Origin of the sequence: Streptomyces sp. TLI_053 (assembly GCF_900105395.1) — a bacterium.
Taxonomy (GTDB): Bacteria; Actinomycetota; Actinomycetes; order Streptomycetales; family Streptomycetaceae; genus Kitasatospora.
Genome location: NZ_LT629775.1, coordinates 7,909,684 through 7,931,594, shown reverse-complemented (window position 1 = coordinate 7,931,594; position 21,911 = coordinate 7,909,684). Strand labels below are relative to the sequence as shown.

17 protein-coding genes and 1 pseudogene are annotated in these 21,911 nt (G+C 73.4%); 14 read left to right on the top strand and 4 right to left on the bottom strand.

All coding sequences use genetic code 11. From position 1 onward, the window contains the following. Nucleotides 1–209: 209 nt before the first annotated feature. Nucleotides 210–1,232 (bottom strand): DUF6528 family protein, encoded by a 1,023-nt coding sequence (locus BLU95_RS33155; RefSeq protein ID WP_197698647.1) that lies wholly within the window; start codon nucleotides 1,230–1,232, stop codon nucleotides 210–212. A 181-nt stretch (nucleotides 1,233–1,413) separates the two neighbouring features. Between BLU95_RS33155 and BLU95_RS33150 the strand changes: the two genes are divergently transcribed. Further along, the gene (locus BLU95_RS33150) at nucleotides 1,414–3,804 is read left to right on the top strand and encodes an ATP-binding cassette domain-containing protein (RefSeq protein ID WP_093865296.1); all 2,391 of its coding nucleotides are present in this window, start codon (nucleotides 1,414–1,416) and stop codon (nucleotides 3,802–3,804) included. 61 nt (nucleotides 3,805–3,865) lie between these two features. Here the strand turns inward: BLU95_RS33150 and BLU95_RS33145 are convergent, their stop codons facing one another. From BLU95_RS33145 to BLU95_RS33135, 3 genes are all read right to left on the bottom strand, one after another. Continuing rightward, nucleotides 3,866–5,239, bottom strand: a complete 1,374-nt coding sequence (locus tag BLU95_RS33145; protein ID WP_231978004.1) for an NAD(P)/FAD-dependent oxidoreductase — start codon at nucleotides 5,237–5,239, stop codon at nucleotides 3,866–3,868. Nucleotides 5,240–5,369: 130 nt separating this feature from the next. Then, on the bottom strand, nucleotides 5,370–5,963 hold the full coding sequence (locus BLU95_RS33140; RefSeq protein WP_093863227.1) for a hypothetical protein: 594 nt from the start codon (nucleotides 5,961–5,963) through the stop codon (nucleotides 5,370–5,372). A gap of 173 nt (nucleotides 5,964–6,136) precedes the next feature. Beyond that, the gene (locus BLU95_RS33135) at nucleotides 6,137–6,619 is read right to left on the bottom strand and encodes a cysteine/serine endopeptidase inhibitor (RefSeq protein WP_093863226.1); all 483 of its coding nucleotides are present in this window, start codon (nucleotides 6,617–6,619) and stop codon (nucleotides 6,137–6,139) included. Nucleotides 6,620–6,749: 130 nt separating this feature from the next. Between BLU95_RS33135 and BLU95_RS33130 the strand changes: the two genes are divergently transcribed. The 13 genes and pseudogenes from BLU95_RS33130 (at nucleotide 6,750) to BLU95_RS33070 (ending at nucleotide 21,886) form a co-directional block, all read left to right on the top strand. After that, nucleotides 6,750–7,007, top strand: coding sequence for a hypothetical protein (locus BLU95_RS33130; RefSeq protein ID WP_159425083.1), 258 nt, complete (start codon nucleotides 6,750–6,752; stop codon nucleotides 7,005–7,007). Nucleotides 7,008–7,239: 232 nt separating this feature from the next. Then, nucleotides 7,240–7,476 (top strand): hypothetical protein, encoded by a 237-nt coding sequence (locus BLU95_RS33125; RefSeq protein WP_093863224.1) that lies wholly within the window; start codon nucleotides 7,240–7,242, stop codon nucleotides 7,474–7,476. A gap of 738 nt (nucleotides 7,477–8,214) precedes the next feature. Next, nucleotides 8,215–9,258: a TauD/TfdA dioxygenase family protein gene (locus BLU95_RS33120; RefSeq protein ID WP_093863223.1), complete on the top strand. Its 1,044-nt coding sequence runs from the start codon at nucleotides 8,215–8,217 to the stop codon at nucleotides 9,256–9,258. A 51-nt stretch (nucleotides 9,259–9,309) separates the two neighbouring features. Beyond that, nucleotides 9,310–10,470: pseudogene (locus tag BLU95_RS45665) on the top strand (ROK family protein); the annotation flags it as partial. 136 nt (nucleotides 10,471–10,606) lie between these two features. Continuing rightward, the gene (locus BLU95_RS33110; protein ID WP_093863222.1) at nucleotides 10,607–12,190 is read left to right on the top strand and encodes an ABC transporter substrate-binding protein; all 1,584 of its coding nucleotides are present in this window, start codon (nucleotides 10,607–10,609) and stop codon (nucleotides 12,188–12,190) included. An 18-nt stretch (nucleotides 12,191–12,208) separates the two neighbouring features. Then, nucleotides 12,209–13,153, top strand: a complete 945-nt coding sequence (locus BLU95_RS33105) for an ABC transporter permease (protein ID WP_093863221.1) — start codon at nucleotides 12,209–12,211, stop codon at nucleotides 13,151–13,153. Between the two features lie 3 nt (nucleotides 13,154–13,156). Next, nucleotides 13,157–14,011: an ABC transporter permease gene (locus BLU95_RS33100; protein ID WP_093863220.1), complete on the top strand. Its 855-nt coding sequence runs from the start codon at nucleotides 13,157–13,159 to the stop codon at nucleotides 14,009–14,011. Beyond that, on the top strand, nucleotides 14,008–15,690 hold the full coding sequence (locus BLU95_RS33095) for an ABC transporter ATP-binding protein (protein ID WP_093865295.1): 1,683 nt from the start codon (nucleotides 14,008–14,010) through the stop codon (nucleotides 15,688–15,690). Before BLU95_RS33100 ends, BLU95_RS33095 begins: the two co-directional genes overlap by 4 nt. After that, the gene (locus BLU95_RS33090) at nucleotides 15,687–18,035 is read left to right on the top strand and encodes an arylsulfatase (protein WP_093863219.1); all 2,349 of its coding nucleotides are present in this window, start codon (nucleotides 15,687–15,689) and stop codon (nucleotides 18,033–18,035) included. Before BLU95_RS33095 ends, BLU95_RS33090 begins: the two co-directional genes overlap by 4 nt. Before the next feature lie 45 nt (nucleotides 18,036–18,080). Further along, the gene (locus BLU95_RS33085; protein ID WP_093863218.1) at nucleotides 18,081–18,716 is read left to right on the top strand and encodes a 4'-phosphopantetheinyl transferase family protein; all 636 of its coding nucleotides are present in this window, start codon (nucleotides 18,081–18,083) and stop codon (nucleotides 18,714–18,716) included. A 162-nt stretch (nucleotides 18,717–18,878) separates the two neighbouring features. Beyond that, a complete protein-coding gene (locus tag BLU95_RS33080) occupies nucleotides 18,879–19,769 on the top strand; it encodes an SAM-dependent methyltransferase (protein WP_093863217.1) in 891 nt (296 codons plus the stop codon). Nucleotides 19,770–20,301: 532 nt separating this feature from the next. Further along, nucleotides 20,302–20,772, top strand: coding sequence for an NUDIX hydrolase (locus BLU95_RS33075; RefSeq protein WP_093863216.1), 471 nt, complete (start codon nucleotides 20,302–20,304; stop codon nucleotides 20,770–20,772). 97 nt (nucleotides 20,773–20,869) lie between these two features. Then, the gene (locus tag BLU95_RS33070; protein WP_286158594.1) at nucleotides 20,870–21,886 is read left to right on the top strand and encodes a Gfo/Idh/MocA family protein; all 1,017 of its coding nucleotides are present in this window, start codon (nucleotides 20,870–20,872) and stop codon (nucleotides 21,884–21,886) included. Nucleotides 21,887–21,911 lie beyond the last annotated feature (25 nt).

Sequence of the window (21,911 nt, the reverse complement as noted above, 5' to 3'; positions counted from 1 at the left end):
GCATTTCTGGATGTGAACCCGTCGAGCGGGTCCGTGTTCCCCCCGGCGCCATGGACGCTATCCCAGCCCGAGGCGCTACGGGGAGGTATTCGGAACAGGAGCGGAAACTGACCACCATTGGAGTAGTTTGACGGTGCATAAAATCAGCCGCATCCACCGAATGCCACCCCGTTCGGCCCCTCCCGCCACCCCGGCCCCCGGTCGGCCGTTCACGCCCCGCTCCCCCAACTGGTCCACCAGCGCGCCTTGTAGAGCTGGGCACCGGGCAGGTACCGGACCCCGTCCGGGCGGTGCAGGGTGAGCGCCGAGGTGCACCAGGCGCACGGGCCCGCGTGGTCCGGGGCGGCCGTGAGCAGCCGCCCGCTGCCGGGCTCGTCGCCCACGCTCTTGATGTCCCGCTCGGCCCGTTCGTCCGCCAGCCGGACCCGGGTGAAGCGGTCCGCCGCCGGGTCGAACCGCCACAGGTGCGCCGCCGTGCTCACCCAGAACCGGCCGGGCGCGGCGAGCACCGGGGCGAGGTCGTGGCCGCCGGGCTCGGGCAGCGGCACCGACCGCTCCGCGGTCAGCGTCGGCGCGGCCGCCGTGCCGCCCACCCGCAGTGCCGTCAGGGTGTCGTCGCCCAGCGCCCAGAGCAGCCGGGTGCGCGCGTCCCACTGGACGCCGTGCGCGCCCGGCAGCCGGTACTCGGCGTACGCGGTGCTGCGCGGGCCCAGCGAGGCCGCGTACAGCCGGACCCAGCCGCCGCCCGAGGCGGCCACGGCGGCATTGCCGTCCGGGAGCAGTTCCGCGCTGTGCGGGTTGGTGCCCGGACCGGTGTCGACGGCCCAGACGGCGGCGCCGGTCACGGTGTCGACCACGGCGGCCAGACCGCCGGAGGCGGTGGTGAGGAGGTATCTGCGACCGTGCCGCACCCGGCTCTTGGCCTCGTCCGGCAGGCTCCAGGTCCGGCTCGGCTCCAGGTCGCCCAGGCCGGGATCGGTGTCCGCGGACCAGGACCACACGACCGGGCGGAGCTCCGGCGCCCGGAGCGCGGCCGGGCGCTCGGCGCCCAGGACCAGCACCCGGCGGGAGGCCTGGTCGACCACGGCCACCGTCCAGGTGGGCCGCAGCCCGGCGGCCGCAGCCGGGGCCGCGCCGATCCCCAGCACCAGGGCGGCCGCGCCCGCCACCGCCCGCCACACCCGCCGCGCCCGCCACACCCGCCGTGCCCGCTCCGCCCGCCTCGCCCGCACCTGGCCGCCTCCCGCTGTCCGGCTCGCGCTGTCCGACTCCCGCTGTCCGACTCCCGCCACCACCGTGCGACGTGCCCCCGCCCGCCGCCAGCGCACGGGCGCCGACCGGCCTAAACACCGTTTGTCGTACCCGGGTGGTTGGATCGGAACCGAGGGCATCGCCAGAGGAACCGGAGACACCATGAGCACGGCCAGGAGCACCGGCGCGCAGGCACCCGAGCCGCACGCCGCCGACAGCCACGATCTGATCCGCGTCCACGGGGCGCGGGAGAACAACCTCAAGGACGTCAGCATCGAGATCCCGAAGCGCCGGCTCACGGTGTTCACGGGCGTCTCCGGCTCGGGCAAGAGCTCCCTGGTGTTCGACACCGTCGCCGCCGAGTCGCAGCGGCTGATCAACGAGACGTACAGCGCCTTCGTCCAGGGCTTCATGCCCTCCGTGGCGCGGCCCGACGTGGACGTTCTCGACGGTCTGACCACCGCGATCATCGTCGACCAGCAGCGGATGGGCGCCGATCCGCGCTCCACCGTCGGCACCGCCACCGACACCAACGCGATGCTGCGGATCCTGTTCAGCCGGCTGGGGCAGCCGCACATCGGCTCGGCGAAGGCCTTCTCCTTCAACGTCGCCTCGATCAGCGGGGCCGGCGCGGTCACGGTCGAGCGCGCCGGGAAGACCGTCAAGGAGAAGCGCAGCTTCAGCGTCACCGGCGGCATGTGCCCGCGCTGCGAGGGCCGGGGCTCGGTGTCGGACATCGACCTCACCCAGCTCTTCGACGACTCCAAGTCGCTCTCGGAGGGCGCGATCACCGTCCCCGGCTACACCGGTGACGGCTGGATGACCAGGATCTTCGCCGGTTCCGGCTTCCTCGACCCGGACAAGCCGATCCGCGACTACACGGAGCAGGAGCTGCGGGACTTCCTGCACCGCGAGCCGACCAAGGTGAAGGTCAACGGCATCAACCTCACCTACGAGGGGCTGATCCCCAAGGTCCAGAAGTCCGTGCTGGCCAAGGACCGGGAGGCGATGCAGCCGCACATCCGGGCGTTCGTGGACCGCGCGGTCACCTTCACCGCCTGCCCCGACTGCGGGGGCACCCGGCTCACGGCGGCCGCCCGCTCGTCGAAGATCGGCGGCATCAGCATCGCCGACGCCTGCGCGATGCAGATCAGCGACCTCGCGGAGTGGGTGCGCGGTCTGGACGAGCCCTCGGTGGCGCCGCTGCTGGCCGCGCTCCGGCAGACCCTGGACTCCTTCGTGGAGATCGGCCTCGGCTACCTCTCGCTGGAGCGGCCGGCCGGCACCCTGTCGGGGGGCGAGGCGCAGCGGGTCAAGATGATCCGCCACCTCGGCTCCTCGCTGACCGACGTGACCTATGTCTTCGACGAGCCCAGCACCGGTCTGCACCCGCACGACATCCAGCGGATGAACGGCCTGCTGCTCCAGCTGCGGGACAAGGGCAACACGGTGCTGGTGGTGGAGCACAAGCCCGAGGTGATCGCGATCGCCGACCACGTGGTGGACCTCGGCCCGGGCGCGGGCTCGGCCGGCGGCACGGTCTGCTACGAGGGCCCGCTGTCGGGCCTGCGCGCGGCGGGCACGGTGACCGGCCGTCACCTGGACGACCGGGCCGCGGTGAAGCCGGCCGTCCGCACCCCGACCGGCAAGCTGCCGATCCGCGGCGCCACCGCCCACAACCTGCGCGACGTCGACGTGGACGTGCCGCTCGGCGTCCTGGTCGTCGTCACCGGGGTGGCCGGCTCAGGCAAGAGCTCCCTGGTGCACGGCTCCGTCCCGCCCGGGGAGGACGTGGTGTCGGTCGACCAGAGCCCGATCCGCGGCTCCCGGCGCAGCAACCCGGCCACCTACACCGGCCTGCTGGAGCCGATCCGGAAGGCCTTCGCCAAGGCCAACGGGGTGAAGCCGGCCCTGTTCAGCCCGAACTCCGAGGGCGCCTGCCCGACCTGCAACGGCGCCGGCGTCGTCTACACCGACCTCGCGATGATGGCCGGCGTGGCCACCACCTGCGAGGACTGCGAGGGGCGGCGCTTCGACGCCTCGGTGCTGGAGTACCGCTTCGGCGGCAAGGACATCAGCGAGGTCCTGGCGATGCCGGTGGCGGAGGCCGTCTCCTTCTTCGCCGAGGGCGAGGCCCGCACCCCCGCCGCGCACCGCATCCTCACCCGCCTGGCCGACGTCGGCCTGGGTTACGTCAGTCTCGGGCAGCCGCTCACCACCCTCTCCGGCGGGGAGCGCCAGCGCCTCAAGCTGGCCACCCACATGGGCGACAAGGGCGGCGTCTACGTCCTCGACGAGCCGACCACCGGCCTGCACCTCGCCGACGTCGAGCAGCTGCTCGGCCTGCTGGACCGCCTGGTCGACTCCGGCAAGTCCGTCATCGTGGTCGAGCACCACCAGGCCGTGATGGCCCACGCCGACTGGATCATCGACCTCGGCCCCGGCGCCGGCCACGACGGCGGCCGCATCGTCTTCGAGGGCACCCCCGCCGAGCTCGTGGCCGCCCGCAACACCCTCACCGCCCAGCACCTGGCGGACTACGTGGGCTCCTGAGCCGAGGCGTCGGGCCCCGGGCGCTCCCGGGGCCCGACGCGCCCCGCCCCTCCCGCCCCCGTTACCGGCCGGCGATGGTGTCGGCGAGGCGGGCGAGGGGGGAGGTGGTGGGGCGGCGGGTGGTGGCCTCGCGGCGGTCGGCGAGGTGGTAGGCGGCGTAGAGGGCGTGGACGCCGAGCCAGCGGAAGGGCTCGGGCTCCCAGCGGCGGACGGTGTGGCCGACCCAGGGCAGCCGGGTGAGTTCGGTGTCGTGGCCGAGCACGAGGTCGCGCAGGGTCCGGCCGGCCAGGTTGGTGGTGGTGACGCCGCTGCCGACGTAGCCGCCGGCCCAGCCGAGGCCGGTGCGGCGGTCCAGGTCGACGGTGGCGCACCAGTCGCGGGGCACGCCGAGGACCCCGGCCCAGGCGTGCTCGATCCTGGCGGTACGGGCGGCGGGGAAGAACTCGTGCAGGATCTCGCGCAGCTGGCGGACGGTCGCGGGCTGGGTGGCGCCGTCGGTGTCGGTGCGGGAGCCGAAGCGGTAGGGGACGCCGCGGCCGCCGAGGGCGATCCGGTCGTCGGCGGTGCGCTGCGCGTACATGTAGGCGTGGGCGAAGTCACCGAGCACCTCCCGGCCCTCCCAGCCGGTCTCCTCCCAGAACGAGGCCGGGAGGGGCTCGGTGGCGATCATCGCCGAGTTCATCGGCAGCCAGGTGCGGCGTTCGCCCGCGAGGCCCGAGGTGAAGCCCTCGGTGGCGCGCAGCACGTAGCGGGCGGTGACGGTGCCGTGCGGGGTGACGGCCCGGGGTTTGCGGCCGCCGCGGATCTCGGTCACCGGGGTGCCCTCGTACAGGTCGACGCCGAGCCGTTCGACCACGTCGGCGAGACCGGCGGCGAGTTTGGCGGGCTGGAGGCGTGCGCCGTGGGGGCTCCAGACCGCGCCGAGGGCACCGGCGACGTTCAGGCGGCGCGCGGCCTCGGTGGCGTCGAGCTCCTGGACGCGGCCAGCCCCGTAGGCGCGTTCGGTCTCGGTGAAGTCTCGCAGCCGGGCCAGTTGGGCGGGGGTGCGGGCGACCTCCAGGACGCCGCCGCGCACCAGGTCGGCGTCGATGTTCTCGGCGTCCAGGGTGTCGGCGACCTCGCCGACCGCCCGGTCCATCACCCGCTGCATCGCGGCGGCGCGCTCCTGCCCGTACCGGCGGGCGAAGGCACCGCGGCCGGCGAAGCCGTTGTAGAGCCAGCCGCCGTTGCGGCCGGAGGCGCCGTAGCCGCAGAAGCGCTGTTCCAGCACCGCGATCCGCAGGTCCGGGTCGGCCTTCTTGAGGTAGTAGGCCGTCCAGAGGCCGGTGTAGCCGCCGCCGACCACGCAGATGTCGACCTCCCGGTTGCCAGGCAGGGCCGGCCGGGCGTCGGGAATCCCGAGCCGCCCCCACCAGAAGGACACTCCGCCGTTCACACCCGTGCCACCGGATCCCACGGAACCCGACCTCGCTCTCACGCCGACAGTTTCCCGGACGCTATGCCCGGCGGACGGGGTCGAACCACCGCCAGCTTGGAAGAATCCGGCGCCCGTGCGCTGCACCCTGTCAGGTCAGGAGTTGTTCCAGGAGCTCGGCCACCGACGTGTCGTCGTGCTTCTCCGGGACGGCGCAGCGCACGTCGAAGGCGGCGTCGCGGGCACGGGCGAGCGCGGCGGCGTCGCGGGCCGGGTCGAGGAAGGCGGAGCGTCGTGGTGACAGGAGCATCGGCACGCTGCCGGCGGTCCAGTCGGGGGTGAGTTCGACGAGTCCGCCCTCGCCGTCCGCCAGTACCGCCGCGAGGCCGCGCAGGACGGTGAACGCCCAGATCATGCCGGGGAGTTCGAAGTCGACCCGGGTGTCGAGGTCGAGCACGAGGGCATCGCCGGCGCCGTCGTGGCGCAGTCCCAGGTCGTCGTGCTCGGCCAGGTCGAGGAGGTGGTCGGCGTGGTCTCCGTCGAGCCAGCTGTCGCACTCGGCGACGGCGGCCGGGAGTTCGGCGAGGTACCGGCCGCGGAGGGCCCGGTCGGGCCAGGGGGTGCAGAGGCCGGTCCAGTCGGACTCGGGCCAGGCGGAGGCCGGGGCGAGCGGCGAGCGCAGGTAGGCCCGCAGCCGGGGTTCGGCGACGGTGACCGCCGCCGTGACCGTGATGTACCGCGCCATGTCCGCCGTTCCTCCGTCGTCGCTCCGGCCCCACCGGTCTGGTCCCACCGGTCTGGTCCCACTGGCACCACCCCCCGGACGCGCCCGCCGCGCCCGGTCGGGGTGGTGCCGATTGTGCCCGCACCCGCCGACAGTGGGGGCCGCGGCGGGGGCGGGCGGCAGGGGTGGCCGGATCAGCCGATGGTCGATCCGGTGATCGGCCCGGAGATCGGGATGCTCTCACCGGCGAGTCCGGCCTTGACGAACTGCCAGGTCAAGCCGTTGATCACACCCTGGCCGAGGGGTGCGAACCGGGCGAAGGCGGGCTGACTGAGGTCGAGGTGGGTGGAGTCGCAGGACGGACACTTGTCCCGGACCGGGACGGTGACGGTCTTGCCCTGGTAACTCACCTTGACCGAGATGCCCTTGCAGAGCGGGTCGTTGTTGGGGTTGGCGCTGGTCCACCAGGTGTGCGAGACGGCGACCAGCATCTGGTTCCCGGCGTTGATCTGGGTGCCGCACGCGCCGTAGCCGGCGTCGTTGTAGTAGGTGGCCTTGCCGTTCATGGGCTTGTTGATCGGTATCGCGGCGCTCGCGGTGCCGGCGGTGAGCGCGACCAGCGCGGCGGCGGCCAGCGGGACGCCCGCCAGGATCCGGAGGTTCGGGACAACTCGCATGTGTACCCTCCCAGTTCGGTGACTGGAAAGGACAGTAGGCAGAGCATCCAGCATTGGTACAGACATCTGACATGTTGTCATGAACACAAGTCAGGATGCTTTACTCACTCGGCCGACAGGGGGACGATGCGTGACCGCACGACCGCGCCGCGCGTTCAGCAGGGCGCCCGATCCCGCGTCCTCGGAGGCCCCGTTGCGCACCTTCGCCCTGCTCGCCACCCTCACCGCCGTGCTCACCGGCACCCTCGCCGGCCCGGCCGCCGCCGCACCGGAGCCCCGGGAGGTCAACCAGGGCTACAGCATCCCGGTCGGCGCCGTCACCGACCTCGGCGCGCTCCCCGTGCTCGGCAGCCTCGGCCTGGACTTCGCCCGACTGCTGGGGGCGTAGCGACCCGGGGCGCCCGCGACCGCCTGTCAGGTGCCGGACAGTGCAAGAACTGTCCGGAAGATGATCGTCAGCCTGTCAGGCGGGCCCCTGACCTGCACCGTCACAGGAATACCACATCGATTCCGGTCGGAATTGGTCTCGACCATTGCTCGGCGTTCACATTCGGAGGAGGCTCCTCGGCGAAGCGCAGGGGTACCGACCCCCGCGCTCACCAATGGGAGGAAGACCACTCATGTCGCTTCGCAAGGCCTTCTCCAGCGTTGCCGTGGCCGGAATCATGGCGGGCGGCGCCCTGATCGCGGCCCCGAGCGCTCAGGCGGCCACCTACACCTACATCGGCATCTACCCGACCGCGGCCTCCTGCCACGCGGCCGGCCAGGCGTACGTGAGCAGCCACCGGGCCATCGTCTACTTCTGCGACACCACCACCGAGACCGGCCCGGCGCGACTCTCCGTCGTCCTCGCCTGAACCACCGGAACACCATGACGGTGGGCCGCACGACCGTGCGGCCCACCCCCGGGATCCGCCCCGGCACCGCGCGGACACCCCGGACCGAGCGACTCGGTCCTCCCCCGGATCCGATCCCCGAAGGCGATCTCCAGGGGCACCCCTCGCGGCACACGGGCCCGTCCGGACACCCTCCGGGCGGGCCCTTCGACTGCCCACGGTTGTTTCCGCTGCGAAAGTTAGTCCTCCCGACACGCCCGCGACAGGCGGGAACACGCCCTCGCAGCGGCCGCGTCATCACCCGAAAGCCTCCCGCAACGCGGCGTCACGCGGCCGCAACACCCGTTCCCAGCAGGCAGAACGGGTGATTGACAGGGAACCGCGGGCTTCAGCACGATGAGCGCCGAGCCCGGTCGCAGCACCTCGCAGCACCGGCCGCAGCACCCGTCGCAGCACGCGTCGCACCACCCCGAGACAGCGGAAGGAGGGCCGATGATCACCCGCACCGTTCACCGTGTCGCCCCGGCCCGCCGCCGCTGTTGTTGTCGCGGGGCGCTCGCCCGCTGATCCCCGGCCGGACCCCGGCCGTCCTTCCTCCCCACGGCACCCGTGCGCCCTCCGTCGCGCCCCGCCGTGTCGCACCCCGCCGCACCCCGCCCGTGCCCCGCCCGCGTCCGCGCCGTCGTCCGCGGCGGCCGGGCCCTGCCCGCACACCCGCCTCCACCGCACCCACCTCCGTACGAGAGTCGAGGATCCGCCATGTCCACCGCCACCACCACCGCACTCCGCCTCACCCCGGCCGCCGGCCGGATCGGCGCGATCGTCCACGACGTGCGCCTCGGCGGCGAGCTGCCCGCCGAGACCGTCGCCGCGATCGAGGCCGCCCTGTACGAGCACAAGGTGCTGTTCTTCCGCGGCCAGCAGCACCTGGACGACGCCGAGCACGAGGCCTTCGCCCGCCTGCTGGGCCACCCGGTCGGCCACCCCACCGTCCCCAGCGCGGACGGCCGCTACGTCTTCGAGCTGGACGCCACCAAGGGTGTGCGGGCCAACAACTGGCACACCGACGTCACCTTCGTCCCCTCCTACCCCAAGGCCTCGATCCTCCGCTCCCTCGAGCTGCCGCCGGCCGGCGGCTCGACCGTGTGGGCCAACACCGCCGCCGCGTACCAGGACCTGCCGGAGCCCTTGAAGGTGCTGGCCGAGTCGCTGCGCGCCGTGCACACCAACGACTACGACTACGCGGCCAGCCTGGCCCTGCGCCCGGAGCTGGCCGACAACGCCGAGATCGCGAACCTGTTCCGGCAGGTCTTCGTCTCCACCGCCTTCAAGACCGAGCACCCGGTGGTCCGGGTCCACCCGGTGACCGGCGAGAAGAACCTGTTGCTCGGCGCCTTCGCCCAGCGGATCCAGGGCGTCTCCGGCGCCGACAGCCGCGCCCTGCTCGCGCTCTTCCAGCGCTACGTGGAGCGGCTGGAGAACACCGTGCGCTGGGACTGGCAGGTCGGCGACGTCGCGATCTGGGACAACCGCGCCACCCAGCACTACGCCGTCAACGACTACGGCGACGAGCCGCGCCTGGTCCGCCGGATCACCCTGGACGGCGACCTGCCGGTGGGTGCGGACGGCGCGCCGAGCCGGCTGCTCGAGCCCGCCGAGCCGCCGCGGGTGGCCGGGCTGGTGCCGGCCGAGGAACTGGAGACCGCCGCCGCCGAGGCCGCCAAGGTCGCCGCCGCCGAGGCGGCCGGGGCCGGGGCCGCGGTGGCCCCGAGTCCGGTGACCCCGGCCGCCGACCGGGGCTGAGCGGAACCGGAACGGAAGCGGATCGGCAAACGGAACCGAGGAAGGCGAAGCATGGTCACCGAGACCGCCCCCGCCACGCCCGTCGGCGGGCCGCGCACCGGGGACGCCCGGCGGGACGTCAACGCGGCCGCCGTCCTGCGGGCGGTGCTGGACCACGGCCCGGTGGCCCGCGGCCGGGTGGCCGCGCTCACCGGCCTGAGCCCGGCCGCGGTCTCCCGCCAGGTGGTCGACCTGGTCCGGCTCGGACTGCTGCGCGAGCGGCCCGAGTTGACCGCACCCGGCACCGGGGCGGTGGGCCGGCCGCAGCTCCCGGTCGACGTGGACACCGGCCGGATCGCCGTGGCCGGTCTGCACATCGGCCTGCCGTACACCACCTTCGCCTTCCTCGATCCGCGCGGCAACGTGCTGCACCGCAGGGAGTTGAGCAATCGCGGCCGCACCGGCCGGGCCGTGCTGCGGCCGCTGCTGGAGCGCCTGCCCCGGCTGCTGGCCGCGGCGCCGGACGGACGGACCGTGGTCGGTCTGGGCGCGGTCGCCGGCGGATCGGTCGACCGGGAGCGCGGGCTGATCGTCCGTCACGACCCATTGCGCTGGCGGGACCTGCCGCTCGCCGCGCTGCTCTCGGACGCCTCCGGGCTGCCCGTGCAGGTCGACAACCACGCCCGGGCGCTGGCCCAGGCGGAGATCCTGTTCGGACACCCGGCGGCCCGGCGCTCGATGGTGCACCTGTTCGTCGGCCACGTGGTGGACGCGGCCCTGGCGGTCGCCGGCACCGTGCACGTCGGCCCGGCGTCGCCGACCGGGGACGTCGCCCATCTGCCGGTACCGGACAGCGACCTGCTCTGCCACTGCGGCCGCACCGGCTGTCTGGCGGTCGCCGCCTCGGACACCACGCTGTTCGAGGCGGCGGCCGCCGAGGGGATCACCGAACGGCCGGACCGGGCGGCCTTCCTGGCCGCCGTCCAGGCCGGCGACCCGCGCGCCGACCGACTGGTGCGGCGACGCGCGGAGACCATCGGCCGCGCGCTCGCCCTGCTGGCCGACGTGGTCAACCCCGACCTGCTCGTCCTGACCGAGACCTTCGCCCTGCTCGACCCGGCCTACCTGGACGTGGTGCGCACCGAGTTCGCCCGCCGCTCGCACCTGCGGCGGGACGCCGATCTGCTGATCGCCCAGCAGCGCGGCGCCGATGTGCTCGCCGTGGCCGCCGGAGCCGCCGCGCTCACCGCCCTGCACGCCCGTCCGGTGCACGCCCTGACCGCCGCCCCCGGCCGCAGCGACCGACCCCGCAGCCGCCGACCCCGCACCCGCCGACCCCGCACGCCCCTTCCCGCAGAGGACCCCACTCGTGACCAGCTTCCCCACCGCCCCCGCCCTGTCCCGCCGGGCACTGCTGCGCGGCGGCCTCGCCGGCGCCGGCCTGCTCTCCCTGGCCGCCTGCCGCTCGGCCGCCGACGCCGCCGCGGGGCAGGCCACCGGCGACGCGGCGGGCCCGCGCCGCGGCGGCGTCCTCACGGTCGGCACCGGCGTCGACTTCACCCCGGCCCTGCTGTTCGCCCAGAGCGCCAACACCCTCGTCCAGCGCCTGGTCTTCAACACCCTCACCCGCTACGACGACAAGCTCCAGCCGCAGCCCGAGCTGGCCACCTCCTGGCAGGTCGCCCCGGACGGCGCGAGCGTCACCCTCAGGCTGCGCGAGGACGTGACCTTCCACAGCGGCCGCCGGTTCACCGCGGACGACGTGGTGTTCGCGGTCAAGAACCTCCAGAACCCGGCCCGTTCGGCCCAGTTGAGGTCGACCGCGGCCGCCGTCACCGACTTCCGCAAGAACGGCGACTTCGAACTCACCCTCGTCCTCGCCCATCCGGTGAGCAACCTCTTCGACCTGTTCGAATTCATGATCGTCCCGGACTCGGCCACCGTCGAGGAGGCCTTCGCCGGGACGAAGCTGATCGGCACCGGCCCCTACACCTTCACCGAGCGCAAGCCCGGCAGCTCGATCACCTTCGCCCGCAACGAGAAGTACTGGAACCCGGGCCGCCCCTACCTGGACGGCGTCGAGATCCGCGTGATCCCGCAGGCGGAGTCGCTGCTCTCCTCCCTGAAGACCGGACAGACCCACCTCTCCTACGGCATCCGCGGCAAGGACATCGCCACCCTCCGCAGCGACCCGCAGTTCCGCATCACGCCCTACGACACCGGCTCCGGCGCCTACTACATCGGCGCCAACCTCACCGCCGAACACGTCTCCGACAAGCGGGTGCGGCAGGCCATCGCCTGGGCGGTCGACCGCGACCGGCTGGTCGAGCAGGCGCTCGGCGGCTACGGCACCGTCTCCGCCACCCCGTGGCCCAAGTCCTCCCCCGCCTACAGCGCGGACGCCGCCGGCCACTACCGCCACGACCCGGAGCGGGCGAAGCAGCTGCTCAAGGACGCCGGACTCACCGGCATCAGCCTGCCGTTCGCCCACAGCAACGACCCCGGCAACACCGCCGTCGCCCAGATCCTCCAGTACGACCTGAAGCAGGTCGGCATCGAAACCGTCCTCCAGCCCACCGACTCGCCCACCATGCAGAAGCAGCTGATCGCGCAGAGCATGCCCGCGCTGTGGACCCTGAGCCACGGCTTCGCCCAACTCCACCCCGCCACCCTGGCGGTGAGCGCCTACCCGTTCAACGAGGCGAAGAACAGCTCGCGCTTCAGCTCGCCCGCCTACACCGACATCGTCCAGCGCGCCTGGCAGCGGCCCGACAGCGACAGCCCCGAGGCCAGGGCGCTCTACGGACGGATCACCGACGTCCTGCTGGACGAGCAGTTCGTGATCGACCTCGCCATCGCCGGCCTCACCGAGGTCGCCGTCGGCAAGGCACGCGGCGCCACCCTCAACAAGTTCGGCTACCTCAACCTCGACGACGCCTACCTCACGGCCTGACCGGAGGACCCGGACCCGATGCGCACCTTCCTCCTCAAGCGGCTCCCCTCCGCCCTGCTCGTCCTCCTGCTCGCCTCCTTCCTGGTCTTCCTGATCCTCCGCCTCATCCCCGGCGACCCGGCCACCACACTGGCCGGACCGGACGCCGGACCGGACGCCGTGGCCGCGATCCGGGCCCGACTCGGCCTCGACCGGCCGCTGCTCGGCCAGTACCTGCACTGGCTCGGCCGACTGCTCACCGGGGACCTCGGACCCAGCTACGCGATCGGCGGCCAGGTCGCCGACCTGATCACCGACGGACTCGGCGCGACCGCCCAACTCACCGCCGCCGCCCTGCTGCTGGTGGTGCTGATCGCCCTGCCGCTCGGCGTCCTCGGCGCCACCGCCCGGCGCCGTCCGGCCGGCGCCGCCGTCCGCGCCCTCACCACCACCGTGCTCGCCGTACCGCCGTTCGTCACCGGAGTGCTGCTGGTCCTGCTGTTCGCGGTCACCCTCGGCCTGCTGCCCGCCGGCGGCCACGAGTCCCTGCTCGACGCCCCCGACCTCGCCCTGCAGTACCTGCTGCTGCCCGCCGTCTGCCTCGCCCTGCCCAGCGCCGCCGTCCTCGCCCGCTACCTCACCGACGGCATCGAACGCGCCCTCGCCGAGGACTACGTGCGCACCGCCACCGCCGTCGGCGTCTCCCGCCGCCGGATCGTCTGGCGGCACGCCCTGCCCAACGCGCTGCCCTCCGCCGTCACCGTGCTCGGCCTGCAGATCGGCCACCTGGTGGCCGGGGCCGTCCTGGTCGAGCGGATCTTCGCCTGGCCCGGGCTCGGCCAGCTCGTCGAACAGGGCGTGCTGCGCCGCGACTACCCCGTGGTGCAGGACCTCCTGCTGCTGATCGTCGCCGTCTACGTCATCGTCCAGCTGCTCACCGACCTGGTGTACGCCTGGCTGGACCCCCGGATCCGGTGGGAGTAACCCATGACCGCCCTCGCCGCCCCCGCGCGTGCCCTCCCGGCCCGCGCCCGCAACCGCTACCTCGCCGGACTGCTCACCGGACGCGGCCTGACCGGGCTCGCCCTGGTCGGCACCGTCGCCCTGGCCGGACTGCTCGCCCCGCTGCTCACCGGCCAGGACCCCGACGCCCAGGGCCCGCTGGCGCTGGCCGGGCCGAGCGCCGCGCACCCGTTCGGCACCGACGACCTCGGCCGGGACCTCTTCAGCCGGGTCCTGCACGGCATCACCACCGACCTCGCGCTGATCCTCCCCGCCGTGCCGGTCGGCGCGCTGGCCGGCTGCTCGCTCGCCCTGCTCGCGGCCACCCACCGCTGGGCCGACACCGCCGTCCAGCGGGCCTTCGACCTGGTGCTCGCCTTCCCCGGACTGATCCTGGCACTGGCCGTCACCGCCGTGCTCGGGCCCGGCCGCTGGCCGGTGTTCATCGTCGTCGCCCTGGCCGAGATCCCGCTGTTCGGACGCCAGCTGCGGTCCGGGATCCTGGTCCAGCGGGAGCGCGAGTACGCGCTCGCGGCCCGGGTCGGCGGTGCCTCCCGGCGCCGGGTGCTGCTGCGGCACGTGCTGCCGAACGCGGTCGATCCGCTGATCGTGCAGGCGGCGGTGGCGCTGTCCGTCGGCGTCTTCATCGAGGGTGCGATGAGCTTCCTCGGGCTCGGTGTCCGGCCCCCGGAGCCGACCCTCGGCTCGATCCTCAGCCAGTCCGTCGGCTACCTCGCCACCCGTCCGACCTTCGCGGCCGCCCCGCTGGCCGCCACCACCGCGCTGGTGCTCGGCTTCACGCTGATCGCCGAGGCCCTGAACCGGGGGATCCGCCGATGACCGCCAGCACCCCGCACCGCACCGCCGGGACTCTCCCGTCGGCCGCCGCCGGAGCCCCCGCCCGCACCGTCCTGAAGGTCACCGACCTCACCGTCGAGTTCGACGGCACCACCGCCGTCGACGGTGTCGGCTTCGACCTCGCCGCCGGGGACACCCTCGGCCTGGTCGGCGAGTCCGGCTCCGGCAAGTCCACCACCGCGCTCGCCCTGCTGCGGATGCTCCCGCCCGGCGGCCGGATCACCGGCGGTTCGGTGGAACTCGACGGCCAGGACCTCGCCGCCCTCCCCGAACCGGCCCTGCGCGCCCTGCGCGGCCGGCGGATCGCCATGGTCTTCCAGGACCCGATGTCCTCGCTCAACCCGGTGCTGACCGTCGGCCGCCAGCTCGACGAGGCCCTGCGCGCCCACGGCGCCCACCCCGACCGCCGCGAACGCACGGCCCGGGCGGTCGAGTTGCTCGAACTGGTCGGCATCCCGGACGCCGCCGGGCGGCTGCGCGACCACCCGCACCGGTTCTCCGGCGGACAGCGCCAGCGCATCATGATCGCCCTCGCGCTCGCCAACGACGCCGAGGTCCTGGTCGCCGACGAACCCACCACCGCCCTCGACCCGACCGTGCAGCGGCAGATCCTGGACCTCCTCACCCGGATCAACCGGCGGACCGGCACCGCGCTCGTGGTGATCAGCCACGACCTCGGGGTGATCGCCCGGACCTGCCGCCGGCTGCTGGTCATGCGCCACGGCAAGGTGGTCGAGTCCGGCACCACCGCCGAACTCCTCGGCGCGCCCCGGCACCCCTACACCCGGCAGCTGCTGGCCGCCGTCCCGCGCCTGGAGACCCCCTCCGGCGCGGCCGCCAACAGCGTGCCCGGACCGGAACCGCTGCTCACCGTCACCGGCCTGCGCAAGACCTACGGCTCGCGCCGGCGCGCCGTCACCGCGCTGGACGGCGTCGACCTGGAGCTGCACCCCGGCGAGACCCTCGGCCTGGTCGGCGAGTCCGGCTCCGGCAAGTCCACCCTGGCCCGCGCCCTGGTCCAGGTCCACGCGCCGAGCGGCGGTCGGATCCGGTTCCGGGGCGAGGAGTTCGGCCGGGGCGGCGAGCGCACCGCCCGGCGCGAGGTGCAACTCGTGTTCCAGGACCCGTACTCCTCGCTCAACCCCCGGATGACCGCCGGGCAGATCGTCGCCGAGCCGCTGATCGCCCACGGCCTGGGCGACCGGGCCGCGCGGGCGAAGCGGGTCGCCGAACTCCTGGAGCAGGTCGGCCTCGACCCGGCGAGCGCCGACCGGCATCCCCGGGCGTTCTCCGGCGGCCAGCGCCAACGCATCGGCATCGCCCGGGCGCTGGCCCCCGAACCGAGCGTCCTGATCTGCGACGAACCGGTCTCCGCACTCGACGTCTCGGTCCAGGCCCAGGTGCTCGACCTGCTGGCCCGGCTCCAGCGCGACCTCGGCCTCGCCATCCTCTTCATCGCCCACGACCTCGCGGTGGTCCGGCAGGTGAGCCACCGGATCGCCGTGCTGCACGGCGGCCGGATCGTCGAGACCGGCCCCGCCGACCGGGTCGTCACCGCCCCCGAGCACCCGTACACCGCCGAACTCCTCGCCGCCGTCCCCCGCCTGGACGCGGTCGCCGCGCCGCCCGCCCCCGCCCTGACCCTCCGGAGCACCGCATGAGCAGCGACCCCCGCCGGGACCCGCAGCCCGCCACCCGCCGCGACCCCTACCAGGGCTTCCCCGGCACCGTCGGCCGCACCTTCGCCGAATCCACGCCCGCCTGGCCCGAACGGGTCCGCCCGCGCGAGGGCGCGCCCAACATCGTCGTCGTCCTGGTCGACGACCTCGGCTACAGCGACATCGGCCCGTTCGGCGCCGAGGTCCCCACCCCCGTCCTGGACGGCCTGGCCGAGCGCGGCGTCAAACTCGCCAACTACCACACCATGCCGCTCTGCTCGCCCGCCCGGGCGGCGCTGCTCACCGGCCTCAACCCGCACCGGGTCGGCTACTCCTTCGTCGCCAACGCCGACCCCGGCTTCCCCGGCTACGGCATGGAGGTCGCCGGGGACATCCCCACCCTCGCCGAACTGCTGCACGACAGCGGCTACGCGACCTGGGCCGTCGGCAAGTGGCACCTCACCCGCGACTCCGCCTCCAGCGCCGCCGACAACCGCGCCAACTGGCCGCTGCAGAAGGGCTTCGACCAGTACTACGGCGTGCTGGAGGGCCTGACCAGCCTCTTCCACCCGCACCAACTCGTGCGCGACAACAGTCCGCTGGACATCGACGAGTTCCCCGACGACTACTACTACACCGACGACATCACCGACCGCGCCATCGACATGGTCAAGTCGCTGCGCGCCCACGACGCCGACAAGCCGTTCTTCCTCTACCTGGCCCACAACGCCGTGCACGGCCCGCTGCAGGCCAAGCCCGCCGACCTGGCCCGCCACCGGGGCCGCTACGACGGCGGCTGGGACGAACTGCGGGCCGCCCGCTTCGCCCGCCAGCTGGCCGCCGGCCACTTCCCGCCCGGCACCGAACTGCCCGACCGCAACTCCGAGTCCGGCCACGAGGTCGGGCCCTGGAGCGGACTCACCGAACCCGAGCGGCGGTTGTACGCCCGGTACATGGAGGTCTACGCGGCGATGGTCGACAACGTCGACCAGAACCTCGGGCGACTGCTCGACACCCTCACCGAGCTCGGCGAACTCGACAACACCATCGTGGTGTTCACCTCCGACAACGGCGGCACCGGCGAGGGCGGCGCCGAGGGCACCCGCAGCTACTTCAGCCGCTTCGTCCACCACCCGAACCTGCCCGCCGACTGGAACCCCGACGTCGAGCGCGAGGTCGAACTCGTCGGCGGCCCGCGCTCGCTGGTCCACTACCCGCGCGGCTGGGGGATGGCCTCCAACACGCCGTTCCGCCTCTACAAGGGCCAGACCCACGCCGGCGGGGTGCGGGTCCCGTTCGTGCTGTCCTGGCCGGCCGGCCTCCCGCGCGCCGAGGGCGACCCCGGCGTCCGCACCCAGTACCAGTACGTCACCGACCTGCTGCCCACCCTGCTGGACCTGGCCGGCGTCGAACGGCCCGCCCACCGCGCCGGGCAGCCCGTGCAGTCCCTCGACGGCTTCCCCTTCACCGATGTGCTGCGCGACCCCGCCGCGGACTCCACCCACCACGAGCAGTACTGCGAGATGACCGGCAACCGCAGCTACTACCGCGACGGCTGGAAGCTGGTCACCCTGCACCGCCCCGGCACCCCGTACGACGACGGCGAGTGGGCCCTGTACGACCTGCGCACCGACCCCACCGAGATCCACGACCTGGCCGCCGAACACCCCGACCTGGTCAAGGAGTTGTCCGAGGCCTGGGAGGTCGCCGCCCGGCAGAACGGGGTCTTCCCGCTCGCCGACGGCAGCGGCGCGCTCGCCCGCCGCCACCCGGACGACGCCCGGCTCCGCCGCCCGGTCCGACTGCTGGCCGGCACCCCCGAACTCGAACGCTACCGCTCCTCCCGGCTGATCTCCTTCCGCTCCTTCACGATCGAGGCCGAACTCTCCCAGCACGCCGACGGGGACGCCGGCGTGCTGGTCTCGCACGGCGACCAGGGCGGCGGCTACAGCCTCTACGTCGAGGACGGCCGGCTGCGCCTCGCCTACAACCAGTACGGCGAACTCCTCGAGGCCGACGCCGGGCCGCTCGCCCCCGGCGCCCACCTGGTCACCGTCGAGGCCACCGCCGTCCCGGGCCTGCGCTGGGAGTTCCGGGTGCTGGTCGACGGCGTCGCGACCGGGCGGCTGGGCCCCGTCCACCAGCTCATCGGGATGGCCCCGTTCCAGGGCATCAGCGTCGGCGTCGACCGCAAGTCCCCGGTCTCCTGGCCGGTGTACGAGCGCCACCGCTCCTTCCGCTACACCGGCGGCCTGCGCGCCGTCACCTACCGGCCCGGCGACCCCGCCCCCGACGACCCGGAGACCGTCGCCCGGGCCCTTCGGGAGGCCGCCGCCGCGTTCGAATAACCTGTCCCCGCAAGGCCCTGCCGTCCGTCCTGTCCCGGGGGAACAGTGATCAGCGCACTCCTGCCCGCGTCCGTCGTCGTCGAGACCGCCTACTCCGACCCGCCCCAGGCCCGCCTGGAGCCCGAGGAGGAGGCGGTCGTCGCCCGCGCCGTCGAGTCCCGGCGCCGCGAGTTCACCACCGTGCGCCACTGCGCCCGGCTCGCCCTCGGCCGCCTCGGCGTCCCCTACCGGCCGCTGGTCCCGGGCCTGCGGGGCGCCCCGGGGTGGCCGGAGGGCGTCGTCGGCTCCCTCACCCACTGCGCCGGCTTCCGCGCCGCCGCCGTGGCCCGCGCCGAGGACGTGCTCTCCCTCGGCATCGACGCCGAACCCGCCCTCCCCCTGCCCGAGGGCGTGCTCGACGCCATCGCCCTCCCCGCCGAGCAGCAGCGGAACACCACCCTCTCCGCCGTCCACCCCGGCACCCCCTGGGACCGCATCCTCTTCAGCGCCAAGGAGTCCGTCTACAAGACGTGGTTCCCGCTCACCCGCACCTTCCTCGACTTCTCCGAGGCCGACCTCACCCTCCGCCCGGACGGCACCTTCACCGCCACCCTCCTCGTCCCCTCCCCGCTCCCCACCCTGGACGGCCACTGGCGCGTCCACGACGGCCACCTCGCCACCGCCATCACCGTCCTGCGGTAACGCCCCACGGACAAACGGTTCCCACCACCGGTCGTACGGGAAGTCCTTCAGGAGGAGCGGAACAGCGGCGCGTTCGTCCGGGAGTCCATTGCCCGCTCCCGGCGAACGTCGCCACCGGCCCTCGTCACGCGCCGACTCACCCCACGCAACCGGGAGATCGCGATGACCGACAACCAGACCGCGCAGCACGGCGTCCCGTCCGGACCCGACCCCGACCCCGACCCCGGCCCCGACCCCGCCCCCGACCCCGGCCCCGACCCCGCCCCGCCCCGTGACGAGCACACCGGGACCGTGGACGGCGCGGCCGTCGACGGGAACATCCACGTCGGCTACTGGGACGGCCCGGCGGACGGACGGTCGCTCGACCGGGCCACAGACCGGCTCACCGACCTCGTGGCGGGGCGGCTGGCCGCCGCACCCGGCCGCACGCTGCTGGACGTCGGCTGCGGAACGGGGCGGCCCGCGCTGCGCATCGCCCGGGCCACCGGTGGCCGTGTGTCGGGAATCTCGGTCAGCGCCGAGGACATCGCGCTGGCACGGACCCGGGCGGACGCCGCCGGGCTCGCCGACCGGGTGGACTTCCGGTACGCGGACGCCTGCGCGCTGCCGTTCGAGTCCGAGTCCTTCGACGGGGCCTGGGCGATCGAGTCCATGATGCACATTCCCGACCGGACCGCCGCCCTCACCGAGATCGCCCGGACCCTGCGGCCCGGCAGCACGCTGGTCGTCACCGACGTGCTGCTCCGGTCGCCGGTGACCGGTGACGCCGCGGAAACGGTCCGCCGGACCTGCCGGGCGTTCGGGTCCCCCGCGCTCCCCGAGCCGGCGGAGCTCCGCGCGGCCCTCGACCGCGCCGGTCTGGAGGTTCTGGAGTTCCAGGACATCGGAGAGCACGTCCGACCCACCTACCAGGCGTTCGCCGACGCCTTCGCGCATGTCACCCCCTCCGTGGACGATCCGCACTACGAGTTCTTCGACTTCGCCCGTTCCCTGCCCCGGTTCGGCGCGCTCCCGGAGGTCGGCTACGCCTTCGTGGTCGCACGCCGCCGCTGAACGCGGGCACCGGCCGGATCGGCGGGGCCGAAGAACGGCCTCGCCGGAGCTCGGCGGGCAACCGATCCGGCCAATGAAGTTCCACCACGATCCATCGGTGGTGGCAGGAAATATTCGCTCAGAAATCCGTGGCCGACGACCCGTCACCATGGAGCAGGCGGACCGGGCCGGTACCGGACCGTGCACGGACGGGGCCCGGCCCGGCGATTCCGCCGGGCCGGATCCACGGCACCCCTCGGCGGGAAATCCCGCAGCGCGCGACCGTTCACCGTGTCAAGTGGAACTCGGGGCGCCTCGAAGAGATTCGTCCCCGCACTTGCCCTCCGGGATTCCGGTAGCCTCACCGAGTGGAGACGAAAGCTTCAGATCGTCCATTCCCCAGTTCGAATTCAGGCCGCCTCCTCCCGCCCCGACTGCGCCGTTCGGTCTGTTCGGGCCGTTCGGGCCGTTCGGTCCCGCATTCTTCCGACCGTCTGTACGGAAACACCGATTCCCCGCCCCCGCACCCGTCCGAGCGCGACGGGGCCCCCTCATGACCGGGCCGGCCGAGCCCCGACCGGTGGTGGGCGCGCTGATCCGCGACCCGGCCGGCCGGATCTTCGTCCAACGCCGCTCGGCGGACCGCTCCCTCTTCCCCGGTTGCTGGGACGTGGTCGGCGGAGCCGTGGAACCAGGGGAGTCCCTCCTGGAAGCACTTCGCAGGGAGATCTCGGAAGAGACGGGGTGGCGGTTGCGCCGCGTGCTCGCCCGGGTGGCACACACCGAGTGGACCGGGAACGGCACACGGCACATCGAGTCGGACTACCTCGTCGAGGTGGACGGGGACCTCTCCTCGCCCGCACTCGAAGCGGACAAACACACCGAGTTCGCGTGGCTGGCCGCCGAGGACGTCACGCTGCTCGACGAGAACACACGGCGCAGCGGAAGCACCTTCGTCAAGGACGTCGTGACCGCGGCACACGCCTGGCGCGCCGATCCTCCGGGGACCCGCACGGCTCCCTGAACCGTCTGCGGACACCTGAGTCCGATCCGGGCCGCACCACCCTTTCCCGACTTCCCACGTCATCGTCGAGCGGTGTTCTGCGAGGGGAATATTCTGCATGCCCGGCGACAGGCTGAAGGACCTCCGTCCGCGACCACGAGTCCTGATGATCGGATTTGCCGGGCATCAAGGAAAAGAGTACCTGCCGATCATGCGGGAGAGTGCCGATATCGTCGGCGGCGTCGACTCCGCCCCGCCCGCCCTGCCGCTCGCCGGCGAATGGGGATTCCCGTACTACGAGAACCTCGACGACGCCCTGAAATCGGTCGATTTCGACGCCGCGGTGGTCACCGTGCCGCACGGCGAGCACTTCCCGGTCTGCGCGAGCCTGCTCGCGCACGGCAGGCACGTCATCAAGGAGAAGCCGTTCGCGGTCACCGAGCCGGAAGCGCGTCACCTGATCCGTCTCGCGCAGCAGGCCGACCGCAGCGTCTTCACACTGCTGCAGCGCAACTTCGACCCGGTGTTCCGGTTCGCCCGGGAGAACCTCGCGCGGATCGGGGAGCCCTACTGGTTCTCCTACGACTACCACTTCAACCTGGCGCGTCCGACCACGGGTTGGCGCGCCAGCTGGGAGCAGGCGCGGGGTGGCGTGCTCCTCGACATGGGCTACCACCTCGTCGATGTGCTCAGCGGAATGTTCCCCGAAGCCCCCCGGGTGCACTCCGCCTTCGTGCACCAGTACCGGGAGACCCGGGACCGCGGGCTGGAGGATCTGGTCGGCCTCATGTGCAGCTACCCCTCGAGGGGGCTGGAGGGCTCACTGCTCATCTCGCGCCACAGCCTCGCGAAGGCCGAACACCTCTGTGTGCTCGGTTCGGAGGGCGCGTTGAACGTCGCCCCCGGGGCCGCCACCCTGCACGCCGTCGGAGGGGCGCAGCTGGAACGCTGCGCCCCGGAAGGATCCAGGACCGACATCACGCGCTCCATGATCGCCCACTACCTGGAACGCCTGGAGGACCGCGACTACCGCCGGGACCACCTCCTGCGTCAACTCGCCACCGTCCGCACGATCGACGGAATCTACCGGGACCGATCGGGCGGTTCGAGCGAACTCGCCCACCGATGCGCCTGACCCACCCCGCGAAGACCGGAGGAGA